19 protein-coding genes, 1 tRNA gene, 1 other RNA gene and 1 pseudogene are annotated in these 20,151 nt (G+C 37.8%); 3 read left to right on the top strand and 19 right to left on the bottom strand.

Translation table 11 applies throughout. From position 1 onward, the window contains the following. From HMPREF0381_RS02155 to HMPREF0381_RS02070, 19 genes are all read right to left on the bottom strand, one after another. Positions 1-1,008 (bottom strand): P-loop NTPase family protein, encoded by a 1,008-nt coding sequence (locus tag HMPREF0381_RS02155; RefSeq protein ID WP_008750224.1) that lies wholly within the window; start codon positions 1,006-1,008, stop codon positions 1-3. A 167-nt stretch (positions 1,009-1,175) separates the two neighbouring features. Beyond that, positions 1,176-2,081: a galactose ABC transporter substrate-binding protein gene (locus HMPREF0381_RS02150; protein WP_008750223.1), complete on the bottom strand. Its 906-nt coding sequence runs from the start codon at positions 2,079-2,081 to the stop codon at positions 1,176-1,178. 117 nt (positions 2,082-2,198) lie between these two features. Further along, positions 2,199-3,086, bottom strand: a complete 888-nt coding sequence (locus HMPREF0381_RS02145; protein WP_008750222.1) for a response regulator — start codon at positions 3,084-3,086, stop codon at positions 2,199-2,201. A 1-nt stretch (position 3,087) separates the two neighbouring features. Next, the gene (gene dtd / locus HMPREF0381_RS02140) at positions 3,088-3,525 is read right to left on the bottom strand and encodes a D-aminoacyl-tRNA deacylase (RefSeq protein WP_008750221.1); all 438 of its coding nucleotides are present in this window, start codon (positions 3,523-3,525) and stop codon (positions 3,088-3,090) included. 7 nt (positions 3,526-3,532) lie between these two features. Next, positions 3,533-4,027 (bottom strand): transcription elongation factor GreA, encoded by a 495-nt coding sequence (gene greA / locus HMPREF0381_RS02135; protein WP_040461045.1) that lies wholly within the window; start codon positions 4,025-4,027, stop codon positions 3,533-3,535. Between the two features lie 58 nt (positions 4,028-4,085). Then, positions 4,086-4,262: non-coding RNA, 6S RNA (gene ssrS, locus HMPREF0381_RS14445), on the bottom strand. 88 nt (positions 4,263-4,350) lie between these two features. Continuing rightward, positions 4,351-4,830: an S-ribosylhomocysteine lyase gene (locus HMPREF0381_RS02130; protein WP_008750219.1), complete on the bottom strand. Its 480-nt coding sequence runs from the start codon at positions 4,828-4,830 to the stop codon at positions 4,351-4,353. Then, entirely contained in the window at positions 4,830-6,713 is a 1,884-nt protein-coding gene (locus HMPREF0381_RS02125) for a heavy metal translocating P-type ATPase (protein ID WP_008750218.1), read from the bottom strand. Before HMPREF0381_RS02125 ends, HMPREF0381_RS02130 begins: the two co-directional genes overlap by 1 nt. A gap of 25 nt (positions 6,714-6,738) precedes the next feature. Next, the gene (locus tag HMPREF0381_RS02120; RefSeq protein ID WP_008750217.1) at positions 6,739-6,960 is read right to left on the bottom strand and encodes a cation transporter; all 222 of its coding nucleotides are present in this window, start codon (positions 6,958-6,960) and stop codon (positions 6,739-6,741) included. Next, complete coding sequence (locus tag HMPREF0381_RS02115) at positions 6,957-7,313, bottom strand: ArsR/SmtB family transcription factor (RefSeq protein ID WP_008750216.1); 357 nt, start codon at positions 7,311-7,313, stop codon at positions 6,957-6,959. The genes HMPREF0381_RS02120 and HMPREF0381_RS02115 overlap by 4 nt, the downstream gene beginning before the upstream one ends. A 199-nt stretch (positions 7,314-7,512) precedes the next feature. Next, complete coding sequence (trpS, locus tag HMPREF0381_RS02110) at positions 7,513-8,598, bottom strand: tryptophan--tRNA ligase (protein ID WP_008750215.1); 1,086 nt, start codon at positions 8,596-8,598, stop codon at positions 7,513-7,515. Then, on the bottom strand, positions 8,591-10,237 hold the full coding sequence (locus HMPREF0381_RS02105; protein WP_008750214.1) for an O-antigen ligase family protein: 1,647 nt from the start codon (positions 10,235-10,237) through the stop codon (positions 8,591-8,593). The genes trpS and HMPREF0381_RS02105 overlap by 8 nt, the downstream gene beginning before the upstream one ends. Before the next feature lie 13 nt (positions 10,238-10,250). Further along, on the bottom strand, positions 10,251-10,943 hold the full coding sequence (locus tag HMPREF0381_RS02100) for a CvpA family protein (RefSeq protein ID WP_008750213.1): 693 nt from the start codon (positions 10,941-10,943) through the stop codon (positions 10,251-10,253). Continuing rightward, positions 10,943-14,113 carry a hypothetical protein gene (locus HMPREF0381_RS02095; RefSeq protein WP_040461044.1) on the bottom strand — a complete coding sequence of 1,057 codons (3,171 nt, stop codon included), beginning with the start codon at positions 14,111-14,113 and terminating at the stop codon, positions 10,943-10,945. Before HMPREF0381_RS02095 ends, HMPREF0381_RS02100 begins: the two co-directional genes overlap by 1 nt. A 39-nt stretch (positions 14,114-14,152) precedes the next feature. Next, on the bottom strand, positions 14,153-14,749 hold the full coding sequence (gene recR / locus HMPREF0381_RS02090) for a recombination mediator RecR (RefSeq protein ID WP_008750211.1): 597 nt from the start codon (positions 14,747-14,749) through the stop codon (positions 14,153-14,155). Next, on the bottom strand, positions 14,749-15,093 hold the full coding sequence (locus HMPREF0381_RS02085) for a YbaB/EbfC family nucleoid-associated protein (protein ID WP_008750210.1): 345 nt from the start codon (positions 15,091-15,093) through the stop codon (positions 14,749-14,751). Before HMPREF0381_RS02085 ends, recR begins: the two co-directional genes overlap by 1 nt. An 11-nt stretch (positions 15,094-15,104) precedes the next feature. Then, positions 15,105-16,652, bottom strand: coding sequence for a DNA polymerase III subunit gamma/tau (gene dnaX / locus HMPREF0381_RS02080; protein ID WP_008750209.1), 1,548 nt, complete (start codon positions 16,650-16,652; stop codon positions 15,105-15,107). 11 nt (positions 16,653-16,663) lie between these two features. Beyond that, positions 16,664-17,746 (bottom strand): 6-phosphofructokinase, encoded by a 1,083-nt coding sequence (locus HMPREF0381_RS02075; protein ID WP_008750208.1) that lies wholly within the window; start codon positions 17,744-17,746, stop codon positions 16,664-16,666. Positions 17,747-17,888: 142 nt separating this feature from the next. Then, positions 17,889-17,961: transfer RNA gene (locus tag HMPREF0381_RS02070), tRNA-Lys, on the bottom strand. A gap of 191 nt (positions 17,962-18,152) precedes the next feature. Between HMPREF0381_RS02070 and HMPREF0381_RS02065 the strand changes: the two genes are divergently transcribed. The 3 genes and pseudogenes from HMPREF0381_RS02065 to HMPREF0381_RS02055 form a co-directional block, all read left to right on the top strand. Next, a complete protein-coding gene (locus HMPREF0381_RS02065; protein WP_008750207.1) occupies positions 18,153-19,067 on the top strand; it encodes a selenium metabolism-associated LysR family transcriptional regulator in 915 nt (304 codons plus the stop codon). Positions 19,068-19,133: 66 nt separating this feature from the next. Continuing rightward, a pseudogene (tnpA, locus tag HMPREF0381_RS15820) lies at positions 19,134-19,538 on the top strand (IS200/IS605 family transposase). Between the two features lie 17 nt (positions 19,539-19,555). After that, on the top strand, positions 19,556-20,151 hold a 596-nt coding region (locus tag HMPREF0381_RS02055; RefSeq protein ID WP_008750205.1), incomplete at its 3' end, for an RNA-guided endonuclease TnpB family protein.

Below are 20,151 nucleotides of genomic sequence, written 5' to 3'. Positions count from 1 at the left end.
TCACGCTCCGTAAACCAATCTTGAAATCTGTGAGAAAAACTCATGCCTTTTTAATCTGTTAAAATTGAATATATCATCTGAAATATTATCCTCAGGCGACATTATCTCACAAAGTTTATGAATGATTTCCGCATATCCGTTTCTTCCTAAAAGTGCTTTAAACTCATCTACCTTTTTTCTTTCTACTCCGTTACTTTCCCCGATAACAGGGCAAAAAATCCTCTCACACATATCAAGTATCTGCATCGATCTGCGTCCTATACTTCCAAAATCTATCACAACAGTTTCAAATAAATTTGCCGAAAGTATATCATTTATAAATTTTGTCAGTTCATTGTCAGACAAATAAAATAAATCTTCATTGTATCTGGCAGGTAAAATAATATTCAGATCCTCCACCCGGCTTATACATTCTCCAAGTTTTGCAAAGTTCAGATCTCCGGTCTTATATTCATAGAATATATCTGACAAGTCTTTGCTGTTTTCGTTGCGAAGTACTGAAAATACCGAGTCGTACTCATCAAAGGAAATAAGTAGGGAGCTTATATTTGTAGAACAAAAATAAGAATGAACAGCCACAGAAAGGCTTGATCTGCCGCATCTGTTTATCGGTGAATAGACACCGTAGACTTTTGTATTGTTACAGACTGTAGTAAGCCCGAATGAATCATTCTTTGAAAAGAAACCAAGCAACTCATCAACTATTGTATGTACACCGCAGAATTTAAAAATTGAACAGAACAGCTTTGTCAAATCACTGTATTTTGATTCCACCATTGCATCATCTGATAAAAGGATAACCGGAAGACCGGTATCTATGCACTCATCCACATTGTCAAGATCTGTTATAAATGCCACTACATCCATTGAAGAAGTTTCACTGCTGTACATATAAAATGAAGTGTAGGCGACAGCCTTGAACGGAATCCTGTCCTCCTTAGACAAAAAATCAGATAATTTTAAGGCAAAGCGTATATCTGTATCAATCACCGCTATAATATGCCTCATAAAACTCCTATAGAATTATTTAAAGAAAGGTCCCCAAAAACACTCTCAGATAAGTGTTCTAATCTTTAGAATTCAATCATAATAAAAAAGAGCATAAAAGTCAATGCTCTTTCCTGTATTTAGTATATACTTTTTGCACAAACTTAAATATAAAATTTGTATAAAAATTATTTTGTTCTTGGAATTTGCTCCACATCATAGCTTCTATTGTTTAATTTTTTACTGATTTCAGCAGGCAATGCAGACTTTCCTATACTTGACATGGCAAGTTCCACCACCGCCTTTGCATATTCCTTCTTGTCACTCTCAATAGTGCCGAGAAGCTTACCTTCTGCAACAGCCTCCAAGGCCTCCTTGGTGCCGTCTATTCCAACTATCTTTATACCTGTTATATTTCCATTTCTGTCTATAGCATCTATAGCACCAAGTGCCATATCGTCATTATTTGAAATAACCAGATCAATATTCCTGTACTCATCAAGCCACTTCTCCATAAGTGCGGAGCCTTGAGATCTTTCCCAGTTACCTATGGCACCGTTTAACTTATTTATCGGAATATTGTTCTCCTGTAAAGTCTTTATTACCCATTCAGTCCTTACAAGTGAGTCCTGATGGCTCGGCTCACCCTCCAAGAGTACATAGTTTATCACACCGTCTCCGTCAATATCTATACTGCGCGGATTTTTATTGTAGGCATCTATTATTATCTTTGCCTGCTCAATACCTGCCGACTTCGGACCTGCTCCCACATAATAGATATTATCCGCTCTGTTTAAATCATCATCTACAGGCTTTCTGTTGAAAAATACTATCGGAATACCGGCACCTACGGCAGTCTCAATCATATTTGAAGCGGCAAATCTGTCCACAACATTTATTAAAAGTACATCATAGTTCAGTGAGACAAATCTCTTTGCCTGATGATTCTGTGTGTTCTGATTGTCCTTTGCATCCACCACCTCAAGATTTATCTTGACATTATGCTCTTTTTCATATTCTTTAACATATTCTTCAATTTCCTGTCTGACATTTGAAATAAATGTATCGTCAAACCTGTACAGACAAAGTCCCAACTTTATAACTTTTTTCTTAGACTCACCGCGATCTCTATATCCTCAAATCTAAGTCTTAACGACTCTACAGGTTGCATATCCTTTATATATATAACTTCTCCCGTGCCTACAATACCTCTATACCCAAGTGCTTCCTTTGCAAGTGTATATGACCGGTGAAGCCTTGTAATGTCTTCTACAATGATGCCCAGCCCTATAGTCAAATTTACACCTATGACTCTGCCTGCATCCTTTATCGCCTCCGAAAGTATAGACATTAATATAGTTTTTGGACATTTTATCAGGCAGACCCGCTATTACGGTTATACTTGATTCCGAGTACATTGAAAAGATCTCCGCCTGTAGCTTGTTTTCAAGGTTTTCCCTCAGATTGACCTTTACAGATATCGGAATCAGTTCCTTAGCCACTATCGCGCTGTCCATATCATCTATATGAACTGTAGCGACTATATATTTACTTGCACCTTCTAAATTTATCTCATATTCAGAGAGTGCATATGCTATCTCTTCCTTGCTTATATTCCCATGTATCAGTCCGTTTAAAAACTGCTCTCTAAGTATCGGAATGCTTGCCTGATAGCTGCTTCTTAACTTTTCAATATCTCTTTTTTTGCCCAGTTCATCATCCAAAGTCTTATGTACTTTCCTAAGTATCTCTGTAAGTTCGATTGCAGATACAGGTTTTAATACATATTCTATTACTCCCATCTTTATAGCTTCTTTGGCATAGTCAAAATCATCAAAGCCTGAAAATATAATCGACTTTATCAAAGGGTATCTGTTATTGATTTCTTTTATAAGCTCAAGCCCGTCCATATAAGGCATTCTTATATCTGTAAAGACAAGGTCGGGGTTGAGATTTTCTATCTTTTCAAGTGCCTCCACTCCGTTTTCCGCATCTCCGACTACTAAAAAGCCCTCTTCTTCCCAGTTTATCTTCTTTATAATACTCTTTCTGACTTCCTCCTCATCATCAACCAGCAGTATTTTATAATGCTCCTTCATATCAGAGTTCCAATACTATGGTAAACGGTCCGTCATTTTCAAGTGACACTTTCATATCAGCACCGAATACTCCACATTCCGTATGTATATCTGACTTTTTCCCAAGGTCAACCATATACTCATACAGTCTCTTTGCTTCATCCGGTGAGCCTGCCCCTATAAAACTCGGTCTGTTTCCGTCTTTACAGTTGGCCAACAAAGTAAACTGTGATACTAAAAGCAACTCTCCGCCTACATCCTTCAGTGAGAGATTGGTCTTGCCGTTTTCATCTTCAAATATTCTAAGCTTTACCAGTTTGTTGAAATATTTTTCCACTGTTTTTTCATCATCATCCGATGCCACTCCCACCAATACCAACAGGCCCTTATTTATCCTTCCCACTTCTTTTTTGTCTATCTTTACATCCGCATGGTTTACTCTTTGTATTACTAATTTCATATTCCTCCTAAAATGATCTTATATCATCATCTTCCTTATTTATTTCAATGGACATTATCTTAACAAAATAACCTCTGTTACCTACAGCCACTTTTACTCTGTCTCCCTTTTTCCTGCCTATAATCGCCTTACCTATCGGTGACTCTATGCTAAGTCTGCCCTTTAGTGAATCTCCTCTGATGGATGTGACTATTTTGAATTTCTCACTTTCATCATCATCTTCAAAGTAAAGTTCCACTTCTTTGCCTATTCCGACCTCGTCATCATTTGTTTTGTCTTCATATACATGACAAAACTTAAGCATTCTTTCCAAATAGTTGATTCTGCTTTCATTTTTGTTTTTTTCTCTCTTGGCTGCGTAGTATTCAAAGTTCTCTGATAAATCCCCCTGCGCTCTGGCTTCCTTCACCGCCTCTATAAGCTGTGGTCTGAGTACCAGTTTTCTTTCTTCAATCTCAGCCTCTATCTTTTTTATATCTTCCTTTGTAAGTGTCTCTGCCATAAAACCATCCACAATATATTTTTCTATAAAACAAAAGAGTAGTAAAAACTACTCTTTTTAAACACCCAAAGTGACGGCTTTGCTTATTGACGCCTAGCAAAGCTAGGTGGGTTACCTCACCCTGATATCTGCCTTCTGCCTATAGCAGCCTGACATCCAAGCAGAGTTCTTTGGAGTCCCATAAATCAAAATGTAGGTTCAAAATTGGCAAAGTTATCGCTCACCCCAGGAATTTTTATCTATACTCAGATTATAATACAAATTACAAATTTTTCAATATATTTGACACTGTATTTTGAATTTTCTTTAAATTATTTTTAAGTCTAATTTGGGTACACCAGTCTGTCATTAGTTATATTGACTAATACATCATTCAGATACCTCTTTGCAATATACTTTGCCATAGGCAGGTTGATATCAAGGTAGTTGCCGCAGTCCTTTGCACAGGCTCCCGGTACTTCACCTTCAAAATCTTTTATAAATGTAAACATCTCCTTAAGCAGTGAAACGATGTCCTTTGATTCATAATCTCCGTTCAACAGCAGATAAAAACCCGTCCTGCATCCCATAGGTCCAAAGTACAGTATATTTTCTCCCCATTCTTTGTGATTTCTAAGGAAGGTGGCTCCCAGATGCTCTATTGCATGAAGTTCAGCCGTATTGATAACCGGCTCAAAATTCGGTCTGGTCATTCTGATATCAAATGTTGTAACCACTCTGTCTCCGACCATATCTTTTCTGGATACATACACACCCGGCAACAGTCTTAAGTGGTCTATTGTAAAACTTGTTATCTTCTCCATTATATATTCTCCGTTCTAAGATTTCTCATTGCATTGATTACACAAAGTACGGTAACACCCACATCGGCAAATACCGCCTCCCACATAGTACCAAACCCTATGGCTGCAAGCAATAGGAAAATCGCCTTTACACCTATTGCAAATACAATATTCTGTTTTGCAATGTTCATTGTCCTCTTAGCTACCTTGATGCCTCTGACTATATTGTCAAGATTGTCATCCATAATCACTACATCTGCCGCCTCTATAGCCGCATCTGAACCTATGCCGCCCATTGCAATACCTATATCCGCCCTTGCAAGTACAGGTGCGTCATTGATACCGTCACCTACATAGGCAATTGTATTTTTTTCAGCAAGTATCTCTTCAAGTTTGTCCACCTTATCCTGCGGCAGCAGCTCAGAGTATACATAGTCAAGTCCGACTTCTCTTGCTACTATATCGGCAACTTCCTTGGTATCTCCTGTTAACATAATATTCTTTTGTATACCGATATTTTTAAGTGATGCAAGACTTTCTCTTGCACTCTCTTTTATCCTGTCATTGATTACTATAGTTCCTAAAAATACATTGTTCTTAGCCACATATACTATAGTTCCGAAGTCGTCACATTTTTCAAAATCTATATTGTTTGAAGTCATAAGCTTATCATTTCCTATAAGCACTGTTTCTTTGTCCACTTTTATACTGATTCCCTGTCCGGCAATCTCAGTCAAATCACTGAGCCTTTCAGAAAGATTGGAATCGTTACTATCCTCCTGTAACTCCTTATAAGCTTTTTTGATTGAAACCGCTATAGGATGTGATGAGTATTCCTCCGCCAAAGCTGCAACTTCAATTAATTTTGCCTCTGATATCCTGTTCGGGCGGATATTTACCACTTCAAATACTCCTGCTGTAAGAGTACCTGTTTTATCAAATACAAAGGTCTTTACATTTGATAAAAGCTCCAGATAATTTCCTCCCTTTATCAATACACCTATCTTTGATGATGCACCGACACCGCTAAAGAAGCTGAGCGGTATTGCTATAACAAAGGCACATGGACAGGAAACAACCAAAAAGGTCAATGCCCTGTAAATCCATGTAATAAAGCCTGTATCAGGGAATATAAAAGGCGGAATAATTGCAAGTGCCAATGCTGCAAAAACTACTATCGGAGTGTATACACCGGCAAACTTTGATATAAAGTTCTCCGTCTTTGACTTCTTGGCCGCCGCATTCTCCACCAGATCAAGTATCTTACTTGCAGTAGACTCACTAAACTCCTTTGTAACTTCAATACTTAGAAGTCCGTCCTTGTTTATGCTGCCACTGTAGACATGATCACCGATATTTACACTTCTCGGTACAGACTCTCCTGTAAGTGCCGAGGTATCAAGCATGGCTCTTCCACAGACCACTATACCGTCAAGCGGGATTATCTCCCCCGCCTTTATCTGTATCTTATCTCCTATCTCTACATCATAAGGGTCAACCGTTTCCACACTTTTATCTTCTTTTATCAGATTGGCATAATCAGGTCTGATATCCATCATATCGGATATTGACTTCCTTGATTTATTCACTGCCAGTGACTGTAAGAACTCTCCTACCATATAAAAGAGCATAACTCCTACAGCCTCAGGATACTCACCTATTATGACGGCACCCAAAGTAGCTATAGTCATCAGAAAGTTTTCATCAAAGACCTTTCCTCTTTTGATATTTGAAAATGCCTTTAAAAGTACATCCTTTCCGGCTATTATATAGGCAACTATAAATACTACAAAACTTACCCAATTGGAATATGGAAAGCTTATCTTTGAAATTATGATTGCAATAATATAAAATACCGCACCCATAATTATTCTACTTAACGTCTTCTTTTGCTTATCGTTCATAATACCCTTCTATATGATTAAGACTTTATGCTCTTCTTACCTCTACATCAGGCTCTTCAACACTTATTATCTCCATAGCCTTATCGATAATCTCATTCATCTTATCTGCTTCCGCCTCTAATGTACATTTTAACGTCATAAAGTTGATATTGGCACTTGTAATACCTTCAATAGCCGCAAGCTTTCTCTCAAGCTTTGCTGCACAGTCCGCACAATCTAAACCTTCCAACTTATAAACTCTCTTCATTTTCTTTCTCCTTTTTGATGTTCTTTACATATATGAGTTACATGTACGATACCTGTTTCAAATATCTCTTTTACATGTTCATCATCCAACACATAGTATACTTCTTTGCCTTCTCTTCTGGCTCTTACCAGCTTGGCTTCTTTTAATGTACTCAGCTGATGTGATACTGCCGATTTTGTCATACCCAGTACTTCACAAATATCAAGTACACAGAGTTCATGGACATTCAACGCCCAAAGTATCTTTATTTTTGTAGGGTCTCCAAATACCTTAAACAGCTTTGAAAGCGAGCCTATTATCTCACCCTCAAGCATATTTGTCTTTGCCTTGCCCACCGCTTCTTCTCTATCCAAACTTTATACTCCCTTTACCTCCTTTAGTTGAATATCTGCTCAACTGTTATGTTGCTATTATAGTTGAATATATACTCAACTGTCAAGAGGAAAATTAAAATTTATAAAAAAAAGATAGGCTCTATTTCAGAATCCAAATATAAGGATTCCAAAATGAAAGCCTATACTTTTATTCTGAAATATATTGATACCGCAAAGCTTACTTTGAGAATCTTTCCGCCTGTGATCTTATCAGCTCTATATCATCAAAGTAATTCATTCTCATAGCCGACTTAACCTCTGAAAGTGTATCAGCCGCTTCATTTCTTGCCGTCTCACAGTTTTTCTTTAACATTTCATAGATAGCAGGGATATCCTTCTCAAATTCCGCTCTTCTTGCTCTGATAGGTGCCAAAGTATCTTCCATAACATTTGCCAAAAACTTCTTCACCTTCATATCTCCAAGTCCTCCACGGGTGTAATGCTCCTTTAACTCGTCAAGTGATTTATACTCCGGAAGGAACTTGACAAAATCTTCAGGTTTTGAAAATGCTTCAAGATATGTAAATACCGTATTTCCCTCAAGATGTCCGGGATCGCTTACCTTAATATGAAGCGGATCTGTATACATAGTCTTGACAGCATCCGCCACAGTTTTTGCATCATCTGAGAGATAGATGCAGTTGCCAAGTGACTTGCTCATCTTTGCCTTGCCGTCCGTACCGGGAAGTCTCTTGGCCGCCGCCTCACTTGGGATAAGAGCCTCAGGCTCAACTAAAGTTTCACCATATACAGAATTGAACTTTCTTACTATCTCTCTTGTCTGCTCAATCATAGGCAACTGATCTTCACCTACAGGTACTGTGGTTGCCTTAAAGGCTGTAATATCTGATGCCTGTGATATAGGATATGTAAAAAATCCTACCGGTATACTGTTTTCAAAGTTTCTAAGTCCAATCTCCGCCTTTACGGTAGGATTTCTTTGAAGTCTTGAAACTGTTACAAGATTCATATAGTAGAAACTAAGTTCTGTAAGCTCAGGCACCATTGACTGTATGAACATTGTAGACTTTTCAGGATCAAGTCCGCAAGCCAGATAGTCAAGCACCACCTCTATAATATTCTCTCTGACTTTCTCGGGATTTTCCATATTGTCGGTAAGCGCCTGTGCATCTGCCACCATTATAAAAATCTTTTTGAACTCACCGGAATTTTGCAGCTCAACTCTTCTTTTTAAAGAGCCTATATAATGTCCCACATGTAATTTACCGGTAGGACGATCTCCTGTAAGTATTATTTTATCCATTTTTTATATCTCCTTTATTTCTAAGTAATGCCGCCATTAAGCCGAAGAATATCCATAAAAGCGGTGTCACTACAGGCAAATTCAAGTTTACAACAGCTTGAGTCGCATAGCAGATTACCGCCATAGCACATGCATATAAATATGGCAATACGGTGCCGTCTTTCAGATCTGCAATCTTAGTCCTAAATGCCTTTATACTTGGCAGGATAAGTGACAGGATGTAGGCAATAGTGGCTACGGGACCTATAGTGAATAAAAACTGTATATACTCATTATGAGTTGCATCAAAGAACTGGCCTGTAATACTTGTCATTTCATCATTTCTAAGTAATCCTATATATATTCCGAAAGTATCAGGACCGCTTCCTACAATCTTATGCAGAAGCGGAAATTTCATATATTCCTCTATAGCGGCTCTCCAGATATAACCTCTGAATGTACCCCATGAATCATTGAATATAAAATAGTTTGCCAATGATCCATATTTGGAAGCAGCCTCCGCCACATTTGAATTTATCCGTACTCCAAGCAATATCAGTCCTAAAAATGCCGCTGCAAGTAAAGCCAACCAGATATATCTGAGAACCCTTAACAGTGTTTCATTCTCTTTTGTATTTTTCTTATTCTTATAAGCAACAAAATACATTGCAATCACTGCTACAGCAAAAAACACTATCACTATATCCAAATACTTAAAATCGCTTATAAAGTCATACAGACCTGAGATCCCTAATACCTTTCCTTCAAATACAGTATTGATTATCTTCATTATTCTGATTCCAAGCAGGTAGGTAAAGATTGTCAGTATAAATCTTCTTACTCCCTCCATTTTTTTGAAGGCTATAAAAGGCATAAGTCCGAAGAATGCCGCCAATGTAAGGTAACCGTTGTCAGAAGTACCCATTGTAAGAGCAATAAAGTTCATAAACATTATAATGTAGTAAAAAACAAGTTTACCCGCCGACTCACCGCCGTTCTTGCCGTCATCAAGAGGTGAGGTAATAAACAATGTTCCGGATATCGCAATATAAAATGCCAAAACCGCAGTATAAGTATTTATATTTCCAATGGTGGAAGTAAATATTGACCACTGCTCCTGACTGATTTTTTCCTTGAAGTGCAGTATATCCATGTTGAAATAATCTGTATATCCGAATATACAGATTGGAATACTTACAGCCAAAAAGATTATAAAATACAACTTGCTGAATGAAAAAAATCTGCTGACTATAAAGTATATCGCCACATATAATGAGATAAGTATCAAACCTGAATATCGTCCTTTATTTCCAAGTATGGCTTCTATTATAACTCTGCCTGAAAACAGTGTGGACAATACCGTCATAGCCAAAAATATCATTACACATATATCCCATATATCAAACTCCTCTTTAAACCAAACGGAAAATCCTTTTGAGTTCAGTTTATCAAAGAAGCTTTTGAATCCGCCTCCAAATCCGCTTATCACTATCAAAGCAAGTATCATAAGTATAGTGAGTATCAGTACCGTGTAAAATTTTGTCTGTAATATGTCAAAGTAAAAATCATTGTAGATCAAAGGAAAGATGGTAAACATGGCGCAGAGCCAAAGTCCCACAATCACATTTGATGTATTCATAAGTTTTCTCTTAGAATTCATATATCCTCCATATCTATAGCATCAGGAAAAATGCTATAGGATTCAGTCTTGATAAAAATACTAAAAACGGACTGCAATCTATCAGACCTGCCAGACTGCCTATCGGCTTTATAGTTGAAAATGCAATTATAAAGATGCATAGAATCCAGTATATTATCAGCCCCATAGCAAATCCTGCTAAGGCACCAAATTTTTTGTTAAGTCCTCCAAGTACCGGCAGTTTACTAAGAAGCTTATTTCCTTTGAACAATATACCGAGTACCAGCCATACAAATACAAATGATCCTACATAACTTATTGCATTTACAATCATCTGTGTAACATAGCTTGCAATATAATCTGAAAATGTATACACCCCAAGCTTTTCATACACAGTTCTGTCATCATTTTTCTTCAAAATATCCTTCATCATTACAGGCACATTCAGCTCGTCAATAGCCATACTTCTTTTCATATCCGTTTCCGTACTGCCATGAATATTTTGAAGTCCGATTTTTTCATAAATCGTTGTCAAAACAAATTGATTTATCTTAGTATTTTCCTGTAACTGCTTCCTAAGATACGGATTTATCAAGTTCAGTGCTATGACACTTGATAACAGTGCAATCAGGCTTATCGAAATCTTCAAAAGCCCCTTGTTATACCCCCTCACAAGCATTGTGATCAAAAAAAGAAATACAAGCAACTCCAATAAATTAAAACACATTATATTTTAAAATGCTCCTCTCTTAAAATCAACCTGCCGTCCTTATCATATTTAGGTTTAAATATCGCCTTAAGCATGCTTGCCTTCTCAGCTATATCTGCGGCATGGTCAACTAAGTTTCTGGCATTTTTCTTTGTCAGAGGTGTACCGTCTTCCCTCATATAGTCCGCTCTTTCTTCTATAGCGTCCTCCGCTCTGCCTGAAAGTACACATTCTATCTCCTTTACATAGTCAACCGCATATGAGATAAACTGATTTAACCCTATCGGCATATTATCTTGTGTAACCGCTCCGGTATCTGCCGGCGGTATATCTTTAGACTCTACCTCCCTATAGTCCGCATCAACAGCTTCAATATTTTCCTTTGGCTCTGTAAACACGGCATTTGGTATCTCTTCTCTTTGTTCCCTTTGCGGTGAATAGACTGATATTGTGTCTGCACTGCCAATCTCTTTTATATCCAGCTTGATATTTTCATCACCATAAATTTGTTTCAAAATTTTCTCTACATTGTCAAAGTCCGATTCAAAACCTGAGTTAAGATCCGGTTGCTTATTTTCTGTATTTATTTCAGGTTGCACCGTCTCCCTTTCAGTGATTTCAATTTCTTCATTTACGGATTTTTGAGGTCTTTTATCTTCTTTTTCCTTGATTACAATATTGGCTACAATATTCTTTCTTTTTACAGGTACCTCTTCTTCTCTAAGTACAAGGCTCATGCCATGTAATAGTTCATTTGCTTTTAGAAGATTTTCAATACCCTCTGCCGTATCTGAAAATACTACCGTTTCCTTACCGTCCTTAATAAACTCTATAAGTTCTCCGATAGTCTTATCATCAAGCTCTCCCGCCTCTACAATAATAAGATCCTTACCCTTTATCTTGTCAATAGAGTTTTTTACTCCTCTTGCATTGAGACTTACAGCCCCTATCTTTAATACGGGACGCTTTATCTTTGTAAGTGCATTTACTTCTTTTAATACCTCTATAGCATTTTCAAGTGCTTTTTGTGCCGTTATTCCCTCTACAACTATAGAACCCGGTCTTCTCATCAGGAACTCCTTTTCTTCTCTTTGCTTTGTTGCCTTTGCTTTCGTTTCTTTACCATGCACAGGCAATTTTGTCTCCTTATCCTCTCTATCGGTGATTTCTCTTTCACTTTCTTCAATAACAACATTATCCGAGTTTTCTTTTTCCGGCTTGGAAATATTTTTCTCTACAGCCCTTTTTATATCCTCAGGCTCCGTTTTTGTTGCAATTTGTATCCTTTCGGCTGAAGGCTTAATTTCCTTTTCAGCCGTTTTTTTTATATCATTTTCCTCTTCTACAACCCCGTCATCTTTTATAACATCATCACTGTCTTCTTTTTCCTCTACAGTTATGGTCTTATCATAATCCTCTATTTCTACTCTAGGCTCCACTATGATTTCCTTTGGAACCTCTCCCTTTTTTACCTTGGTTACAAAGGTTCTCTCCTCCTTAGTGTAGTACACCTCTTCATCATCCACCACCTCCATTTTGGACTCACTCCTTATACTGCTTTGTACCACATCTTTTTGCTCTTTTATCTGTGCAATTACACCTGAAACGGTAGGCACTCCTGTCTCCGTTTCTTCATCATAATAGCTGTTTATCAAATCGTCACTGTCAAATATAGGTGCTTTCTTTTCCGGTACATAGTTTTCCAATACCTTTGTGGATGCGGTCTCCGTTACGGTGATATTTTGTTGCGGTTCTTTTTCAGCCTCGACATTATCTTTTGTATTATTTGTACCGATATCCGCCGGTTCACTTATCACCTCATCTTTAGAGTTTTCCTCATCTTTTATATTGCTTATGTCAGGTGTCGTTTTTAAACCGTCATCATATCCTTCATCATATCCTTCCTTATCCGGCTTTACAGGCTCATCCGTATTGGGATATATTTCCCCTGTTACAAGCTCATTTACAGGTTGTTCTAAAGACTGTTCTGTATACTGTTCTGCATACTGTTCTATAGGTTGTTCTTCCGAATCATCACTAATCCATGTCTTTGCCTCAATCTCCATATCATCATTCTCTGCTCTGTTGAAATAAGTTCTCGGCAGACCCATACTGTCAAAGTAATTGCTGATTCTTGTTTTTCTTCTTTCCGACATCACGGGAGGAGAGATAAATCTGCCATGCTTTATCCTTTCCACCTTCTCCATGCGTGCTCTGACCTCTTCATCTATCTCTTCCATAGAAGAATGGCCCTCATTCTTATTCATCTCATCTAAATTGGCCTTTGTAATAGCTATAGCTCTTTTCAGCTCTAATTCAAATTCCGGGTTCACACTCTCCCCCTTAAATGTAGTCTCTGATATTCTGGCTTCATTTACTCCTCCGTTTCTTGGAAAAAGTTCCTTACTTATAGGAGTGCCAACATCCGGTTCTTCACTGCCAAGGTTTATTGTAGTCTTCTTATCTTCTCTCGGCTTATATGCACTCATATCATCAAGGTTTAGATTCGGATAATTATCCCTATCCCCGCTCTCATACTTTTCAGCAAGAATGTTGAGCCTTTCCTCATAATATTCCTTATTTTCCACCAGTTCAAGTTGCTTTGAACTTAGCGGACAGCCTGTAGATTCTTTAAGTGCCGCAGCCTTATCTACATATTCTCCCACTCCAAAAAGGAGCATTATCTCATCACATGTCTTGACACAATCATCTATTCTGCCTACTTTGGCATAAAGCTGTGCCAGTTCAAATTTCCACTGCTCATCCGTTCTTTCAATATCATTATATTTTTCCAGAATTCTTATCTTCTTATTGATGTTCTCGCCCTTGGCATCGGCAATGTAATATTCCATCAGATACTTTCTGCTGTCTTGAGGTGAAATCTCGGTATACTCCTTATAATAGGCTTGTGCCTCTTCAATATCCCCCAGCTTTATTGCAAGCATTGCAAGTTTGTAAAGAATCCTCTTACCTACCGGTGCCCTGTCATAAGACAAAAGCAATATATCTCTGGCTTCTTTATATTCATTATTTTTTTCATAGACCTCAGAAACTGTCGCCAATAATTCCGCCTTATGGACCCTTCTCCAGTCGATTGTATCTGTGATCCTCATAGCGGCTTTGTAGTCGCCACTTTTCACCAACTTATTCAGTTGTTCAACCTTTAAATCAAATTCATATTTATCCATGCTTGCACCAAACCTCAAGATTTTTTGATTACAGAACACTTACAGCGTTCGTCTTCCCTCAAGCGCTCTTAAAAGAGTCACTTCATCAATATATTCTAAATCCCCGCCAACCGGGACTCCACTTGCTATCCTGCTCACCTCTATACCTGTGGGCTTTATAAGTTTCGCTATATACATTGCTGTGGTCTCTCCCTCAAGCGTAGAATTTGTAGCGATAATCACTTCATTTACATCGCCTTCAAGTCTTTTTATCAGCTCTTTTAACTTTATATCTGCCGGACCTATTCCAAGCATCGGCGATATTGCACCATGCAGTACATGGTATACACCGTTATATTTTCCCGTCTTTTCATATGCGGCCAAATCTCTTGTGTTTTCCACTACCATTATGGTCTTATGATCTCTTCTCTCATTGGCACATATAGGACAGATGTCTCCATCTGTCAGGGTACAGCATTCATTACAATAATGTACATTGCCTTTTGCATCCTTTATGGCATCGGACAATGACTCTACCTGTTCACTTGACATTCCTATTATGTGAAAAGCAAGCCTTTGTGCGGACTTTGCACCTACTCCCGGTAGCTTTGAAAGTTCCTCTATAAGCTTGCTGATATGACTGCTATAATAATCCATTAGAATGGCAGCTTTCCCGCTCCGCCTGCAATTCCTCCCATAAGTGCGGAATGTTCTTCTTCCATCTTTCTAAGAGCTTCATTTGCAGCTGCCATTATCAAATCTTCCAACATCTCTACATCATCAGGGTCTACCACTTCCTTATCTATAGAAACCTTTGTGACCTCTTTTTTACCTGAAACAGTTATACTTACCGCACCTCCGCCTGCACTTGCACAAAACTCCTTTGACTCAAATGCCGCACTTTGCTCTTCCATCTGCTTTTGCATCTTCTGAGCCTGTTTCATCAACTGGTTTATATTTCCGGGCATCATGCCTGCGCCGAAACCTCCACGCTTTGCCATAAAAAATCTCCTTACTGTTCTATATCAATATGCATATTTATCTTAGATTGTGCTTCATCTATTGAAACATATCTTGTATTTTGTGCAACCTTATTTTCTCTTAAAGAGACTTCGATTGCAATATCTTTTCCATATTTTTCACTCAAATATGAATGTAAATCAAGGACGGTACTCTCACCGCTTCCCATATCATAATACATCTTACTGAAAAAAATGACATTGATTCCGCCTGATTTAAGCGGCTCCACCGTCGCTTCCCTGTAAACACCGCCTGCCTTACCGCCTATATTCTCTACTATGCTGTTCCAATCTTTTTTTACAGCCATAAAGTCATCATAGGTAGCCTTGGGAAGCTCTACAATCTCTTCTTTTACAGGCTCTGTCACTTTTATATTGCCGGCACTTTGTATTACGGTACCTGATTCAAGCCTTGAGAGTCTGTCAAGTATACTGTCAAGATTATTCTCCATCTGCGGTGTCATAATCCTTATAAACTCAAGCTCCGCCACAACTCTTTTTTGAGAGGCATACTTCAATTTGTTTGAAAGCTCAGACAAGTTTCTGATATAGCGCATCAAAGTCTCTTTTGAAACGGCATCCGCCTTTTCTTTTAAATTTTGCAGGTTTTGTTGTGACATATCCACCAAAGAACTGTCGTTATTAGTGGACTTAAGTATCAATATATTTCTCAGATACCACAAAAAATCAGTCACAAACTGTCCGATCTCCTTGCCGTCCACTATAGCATCATTTAAGATATTTAAAACTTCTACAGTATTTCCGTCAATGATATCATCAAGGAGTTTATTAAAAATACTTATATCTGATGCACCCAGTATATCAAGCACCGCATCAAAAGTTATCTTTTCATTTTGCAGAAATGAAATGCACTCATCCAAAAGACTGAGTGCATCTCTCATCGCACCGTCAGCCGCCTTTGCTATATAGTCAACAGCCCTGTCTTCTATATCAACCCCCTCGCTCTTACAAAGAGTCTTAAGTCTTTGTGATATAGTATCTATACCGATTCGTTTAAAGTCATATCTTTGACATCTTGACAGTACCGTAACAGGTATCTTATGTACCTCTGTAGTTGCCAGAATAAATATAACATATTGCGGCGGTTCTTCAAGAGTCTTTAAAAGTGCATTAAATGCTCCGCCTGAGAGCATATGCACCTCGTCTATTATAAAAACCTTATACCTGCCGAAGGTAGGCGGATACTGTACCTGCTCTTTGATATCTCTGATATTGTCCACACCGTTATTTGAGGCCGCATCTATCTCCACCACATTGATGGAAGTTTCATTAAGTATTGACTTACATGTGGGACATTCATTACATGGACCCGCCTCTGTAGGATGTTCACAGTTAAGTGCCCTTGCCATTATTTTGGCGATACTTGTCTTTCCCGTACCTCTTGTGCCGCAGAAAAGATATGCATGTGATACTCTCCCTGTTCTTAACTGGTTCTTTAATGTCTTTGTTATAGCTTCCTGACCTACTACCTCATCAAAATTTGAAGGTCGAAACTTCCTATATAATGCTGTATAAGCCATCTGCTCCCTTTCTACCTGTCACCAAAGCTTATTCCCACAAGTCTGGCTTCATTTACCAGTGTAGACTCCGGATCCACATATTTTAATTTGCCGGCGGACTCACTAAGCAGGATATCCGTGACTTCGGTACCCCTTAGTACTACCAGTCTGCCATACTGCTTTTTAAGTATCAGTTCCGCCCCATGTGCTCCAAGTCTGGTAGACAATGCTCTGTCAAAAGGATTTGGAGTTCCGCCTCTTTGTGTATGTCCCGGAACCGTCACTCTTACCTCTACACCTGTCTCACCGCTTAAAATATCTCCTATCTCATAACTTATAGACGGATATCTTCCTGCATTCTTCAGTCTTTTCTTTTTTAATTCTTTTTTTGAAAGAGCGGCATCTTCTTTTGAGATTGCTCCCTCCGCTACGGCAAGTATAGTAAATCTCTTTCCGTCCGCTTCTCTAAGTCTTATGGCATCCGCAATCTTTTTGATATCATACGGTATCTCAGGTATAAGTATTATATCCGCACCGCCTGCAAGTCCGGCATACAGTGTCAGCCAACCCACCTTATGTCCCATCACTTCCACAATAAACACTCTACTATGTGAAGCCGCTGTAGTATGTATACAATCAATTGCATTGGTGGCTATCTCCACCGCACTTTGAAAGCCGAAGGTCATATCTGTACCGTATATATCATTGTCAATAGTCTTTGGCAGTCCTACAACATTCAATCCTTCTTCACTTAAAAGATTGGCTGTCTTTTGTGAGCCGTTTCCGCCCAGTACTACAAGGCAATCCAGTTTCAGCTTATTATAATTAGCCTTCATTGCCTCTACTTTATCCATACCGTTTTCATCCGGCTCTCTCATAAGCTTAAAAGGCTGTCTGCTGGTTCCAAGCATAGTTCCACCTGTGGTTAATATACCTGAAAAATCCGAGGGCTTCATCACCCTGTATTCACCATACATAAGTCCTCTATATCCGTTTAGAAAACCTGTTATCTCCACTTCCTTATCAGATTTGTATAGACTCTTTGCCACACCGCGCATTGTTGCATTCAATGCCTGGCAATCTCCTCCACTGGTTAGCATACCAACTCTTAGCATATATAACTCCTTTTGCACAAAGTCGAAACGAATTTACTGCTTCAAAATTTTAGCATTGTATTTAATTATACCTTAATTTTATTCATTATACAATAAAAAAGTCCTTCCCAATAGCTCACTGTCTATCAAGTAGGACCTTCAATGCGCCTTCAGGGACTCGAACCCTGGACAAATAGATTAAGAGTCTACTGCTCTACCAACTGAGCTAAAGGCGCATATTTAATTTTTCTCTTTTGTGCTTGCTGTTTGTTGGGCACTTTGATATAATACAATACATGTATAAATCTGTCAACACTTTTTCAAAAAAAATCAAAAGTTTTCAGGAAGGATTTTTTCAGGCAGTTTTTTAGCCTTATTTACAGGTTTTACCATATTAAAAAATAAAATCTTACCTAAGGAGACCACCATGGAATTTAGACAATTGGAAGCTTTTGTTGCCACAGCGGAACTGAAGAGTTTCTCACAGGCGGCAAAGTATTTATATCTGTCACAGTCAACTGTGAGTTCACATATACAAAATCTTGAAGATGACCTCGGCAAGAAGTTGCTTCTTCGCACCACAAAGTCAATTACTCTCACACCTGAGGGTGAAACTTTTCTTGCGTATGCCAGAAAAATAGTGGCAACAAAAGATCAGGCAATACTCTCACTACAGCAGACGACAAAGAAATTGATACATATCGGAGCATCCTCCATTCCGTCTACATATATTTTGCCGCAGATAATATCCGACTTCAGGCAAAAACACCCTGAAATTCATTTCAGTATTTGGCAGGGCGGCAGTGATGAAATAGCGGAACTTTTACTGAACGGCACTATGGATATAGCATTTACAGGTAAAGATATAAGTTCTCCGTTTTGTGAAAGTATAAAGGTATGCAGCGATCATCTTATGCTTGTCACACCTGCTACAGATGAATATAAGCAATTAAAAGCCGATAATGCCAAAATATCGGATATATTGAAGTATCCTATGATTTTACGGGCAAACGGTTCAGGTACACAGTTTATAGCAAATAAGCTGCTTGAAAGTCTTGGAATAAGTAAAACCGAATTGAATATTGTTGTACAGACAAATGACCTTGAAGCTATAAAGCATATGATAGTAGGAGGTGTCGGAATAAGCATATGTTCAAGATTTTCAATGAAAAATCTTTCATCCGGTGATCAGATAATCACCTACCCGCTTGAGAGCGCAAGAAAAAGATATTTTTCATTACACTATATGAATTCAAAAAAGATAGTTCCTGAGATAAAACTGCTTATAGATTATATACGAGAGCTTATATGTGACGAAAAATTTGAAATAATGCTACCTTAACCCGCCGGCTTTAGACGTGGGGTAAGGTAGCAAAAAATAGATATTTGTGATACCATAACTAGCGTTATGGGAGTATGGAAATCAAAGAATAGACACAAATATTTATTACAGTATCATACTATTTTTGTATGTAAGTATAGAAAAAAGCTTTTAGTATTAAAAGAAATATCAGATTATATAAAACAATTTTCTTATGAGATGTGCACAAAGAGTAATATAATCATAAAATATATGGAAACAGACAAAGACCATATACACTATATGATAGAAACCGAGCCTACAATATCCATAAGTAAAGTGGTTAATTTAATTAAGAGCTATACAACATATCATATATGGAAAAAGCATACAGAATGTCTTAAAAATCATTTTTGGAAAGAACATACATTTTGAGCGGATGGATATTTTGCTTGTAGCGTAGGCAATGTTTCTGAAGAAATGTTAAAGCAATATATAGAAAATCAAGGGTAGAAAGGCGGGTGAGCTTAATGTTAAAGGCATATAGATATCGGATTTATCCAAACAAAGAGCAAGAAATACAGTTAGCAAAGACATTTGGCTGTTGTCGTTTTGTGTATAATCAAACCCTTACGTACAGAAAAAATGCTTATGAAAAAGAAAAAAAGTCTGTCAGTAAAACAGATTGTAATAATTATTGCAATAGAGAGTTGAAAAAAGTTTATGAATGGCTAAAAGAAGTAGATAAATTTGCTTTAACAAATGCAATTTATAATATGGATAATGCTTATCAAAAGTTTTTCAAAGAACATGCAGGTTATCCGAAGTTTGAGAGTAAGCACGATAATCATAAATCATATACAACCAATTTTACAAATGGGAATATAACTGTAGATTTTGATAGAGGAAGAATAAAGCTGCCAAAATTAAAAAGGGTAAAAATAAAATTACATAGAAAATTCTCAGGTCAGATAAAGGCAGCAACTATATCTAAGGTACCAAGCGGCAAGTACTATGTGTCTATTCTTGTAGAAACCGAACATAGTCCACTTGTAAAAACAAACGGGAAAATAGGATTGGATTTAGGAATAAAAGATTTATGTATCACATCAGATGGGAAAAAATA

It is taken from the genome of Lachnoanaerobaculum saburreum DSM 3986, assembly GCF_000185385.1.
GTDB lineage: Bacteria > Bacillota > Clostridia > Lachnospirales > Lachnospiraceae > Lachnoanaerobaculum > Lachnoanaerobaculum saburreum.
Note: the sequence above shows the minus strand (reverse complement) of the source record. Positions and strands in the feature narration are given on the sequence as shown.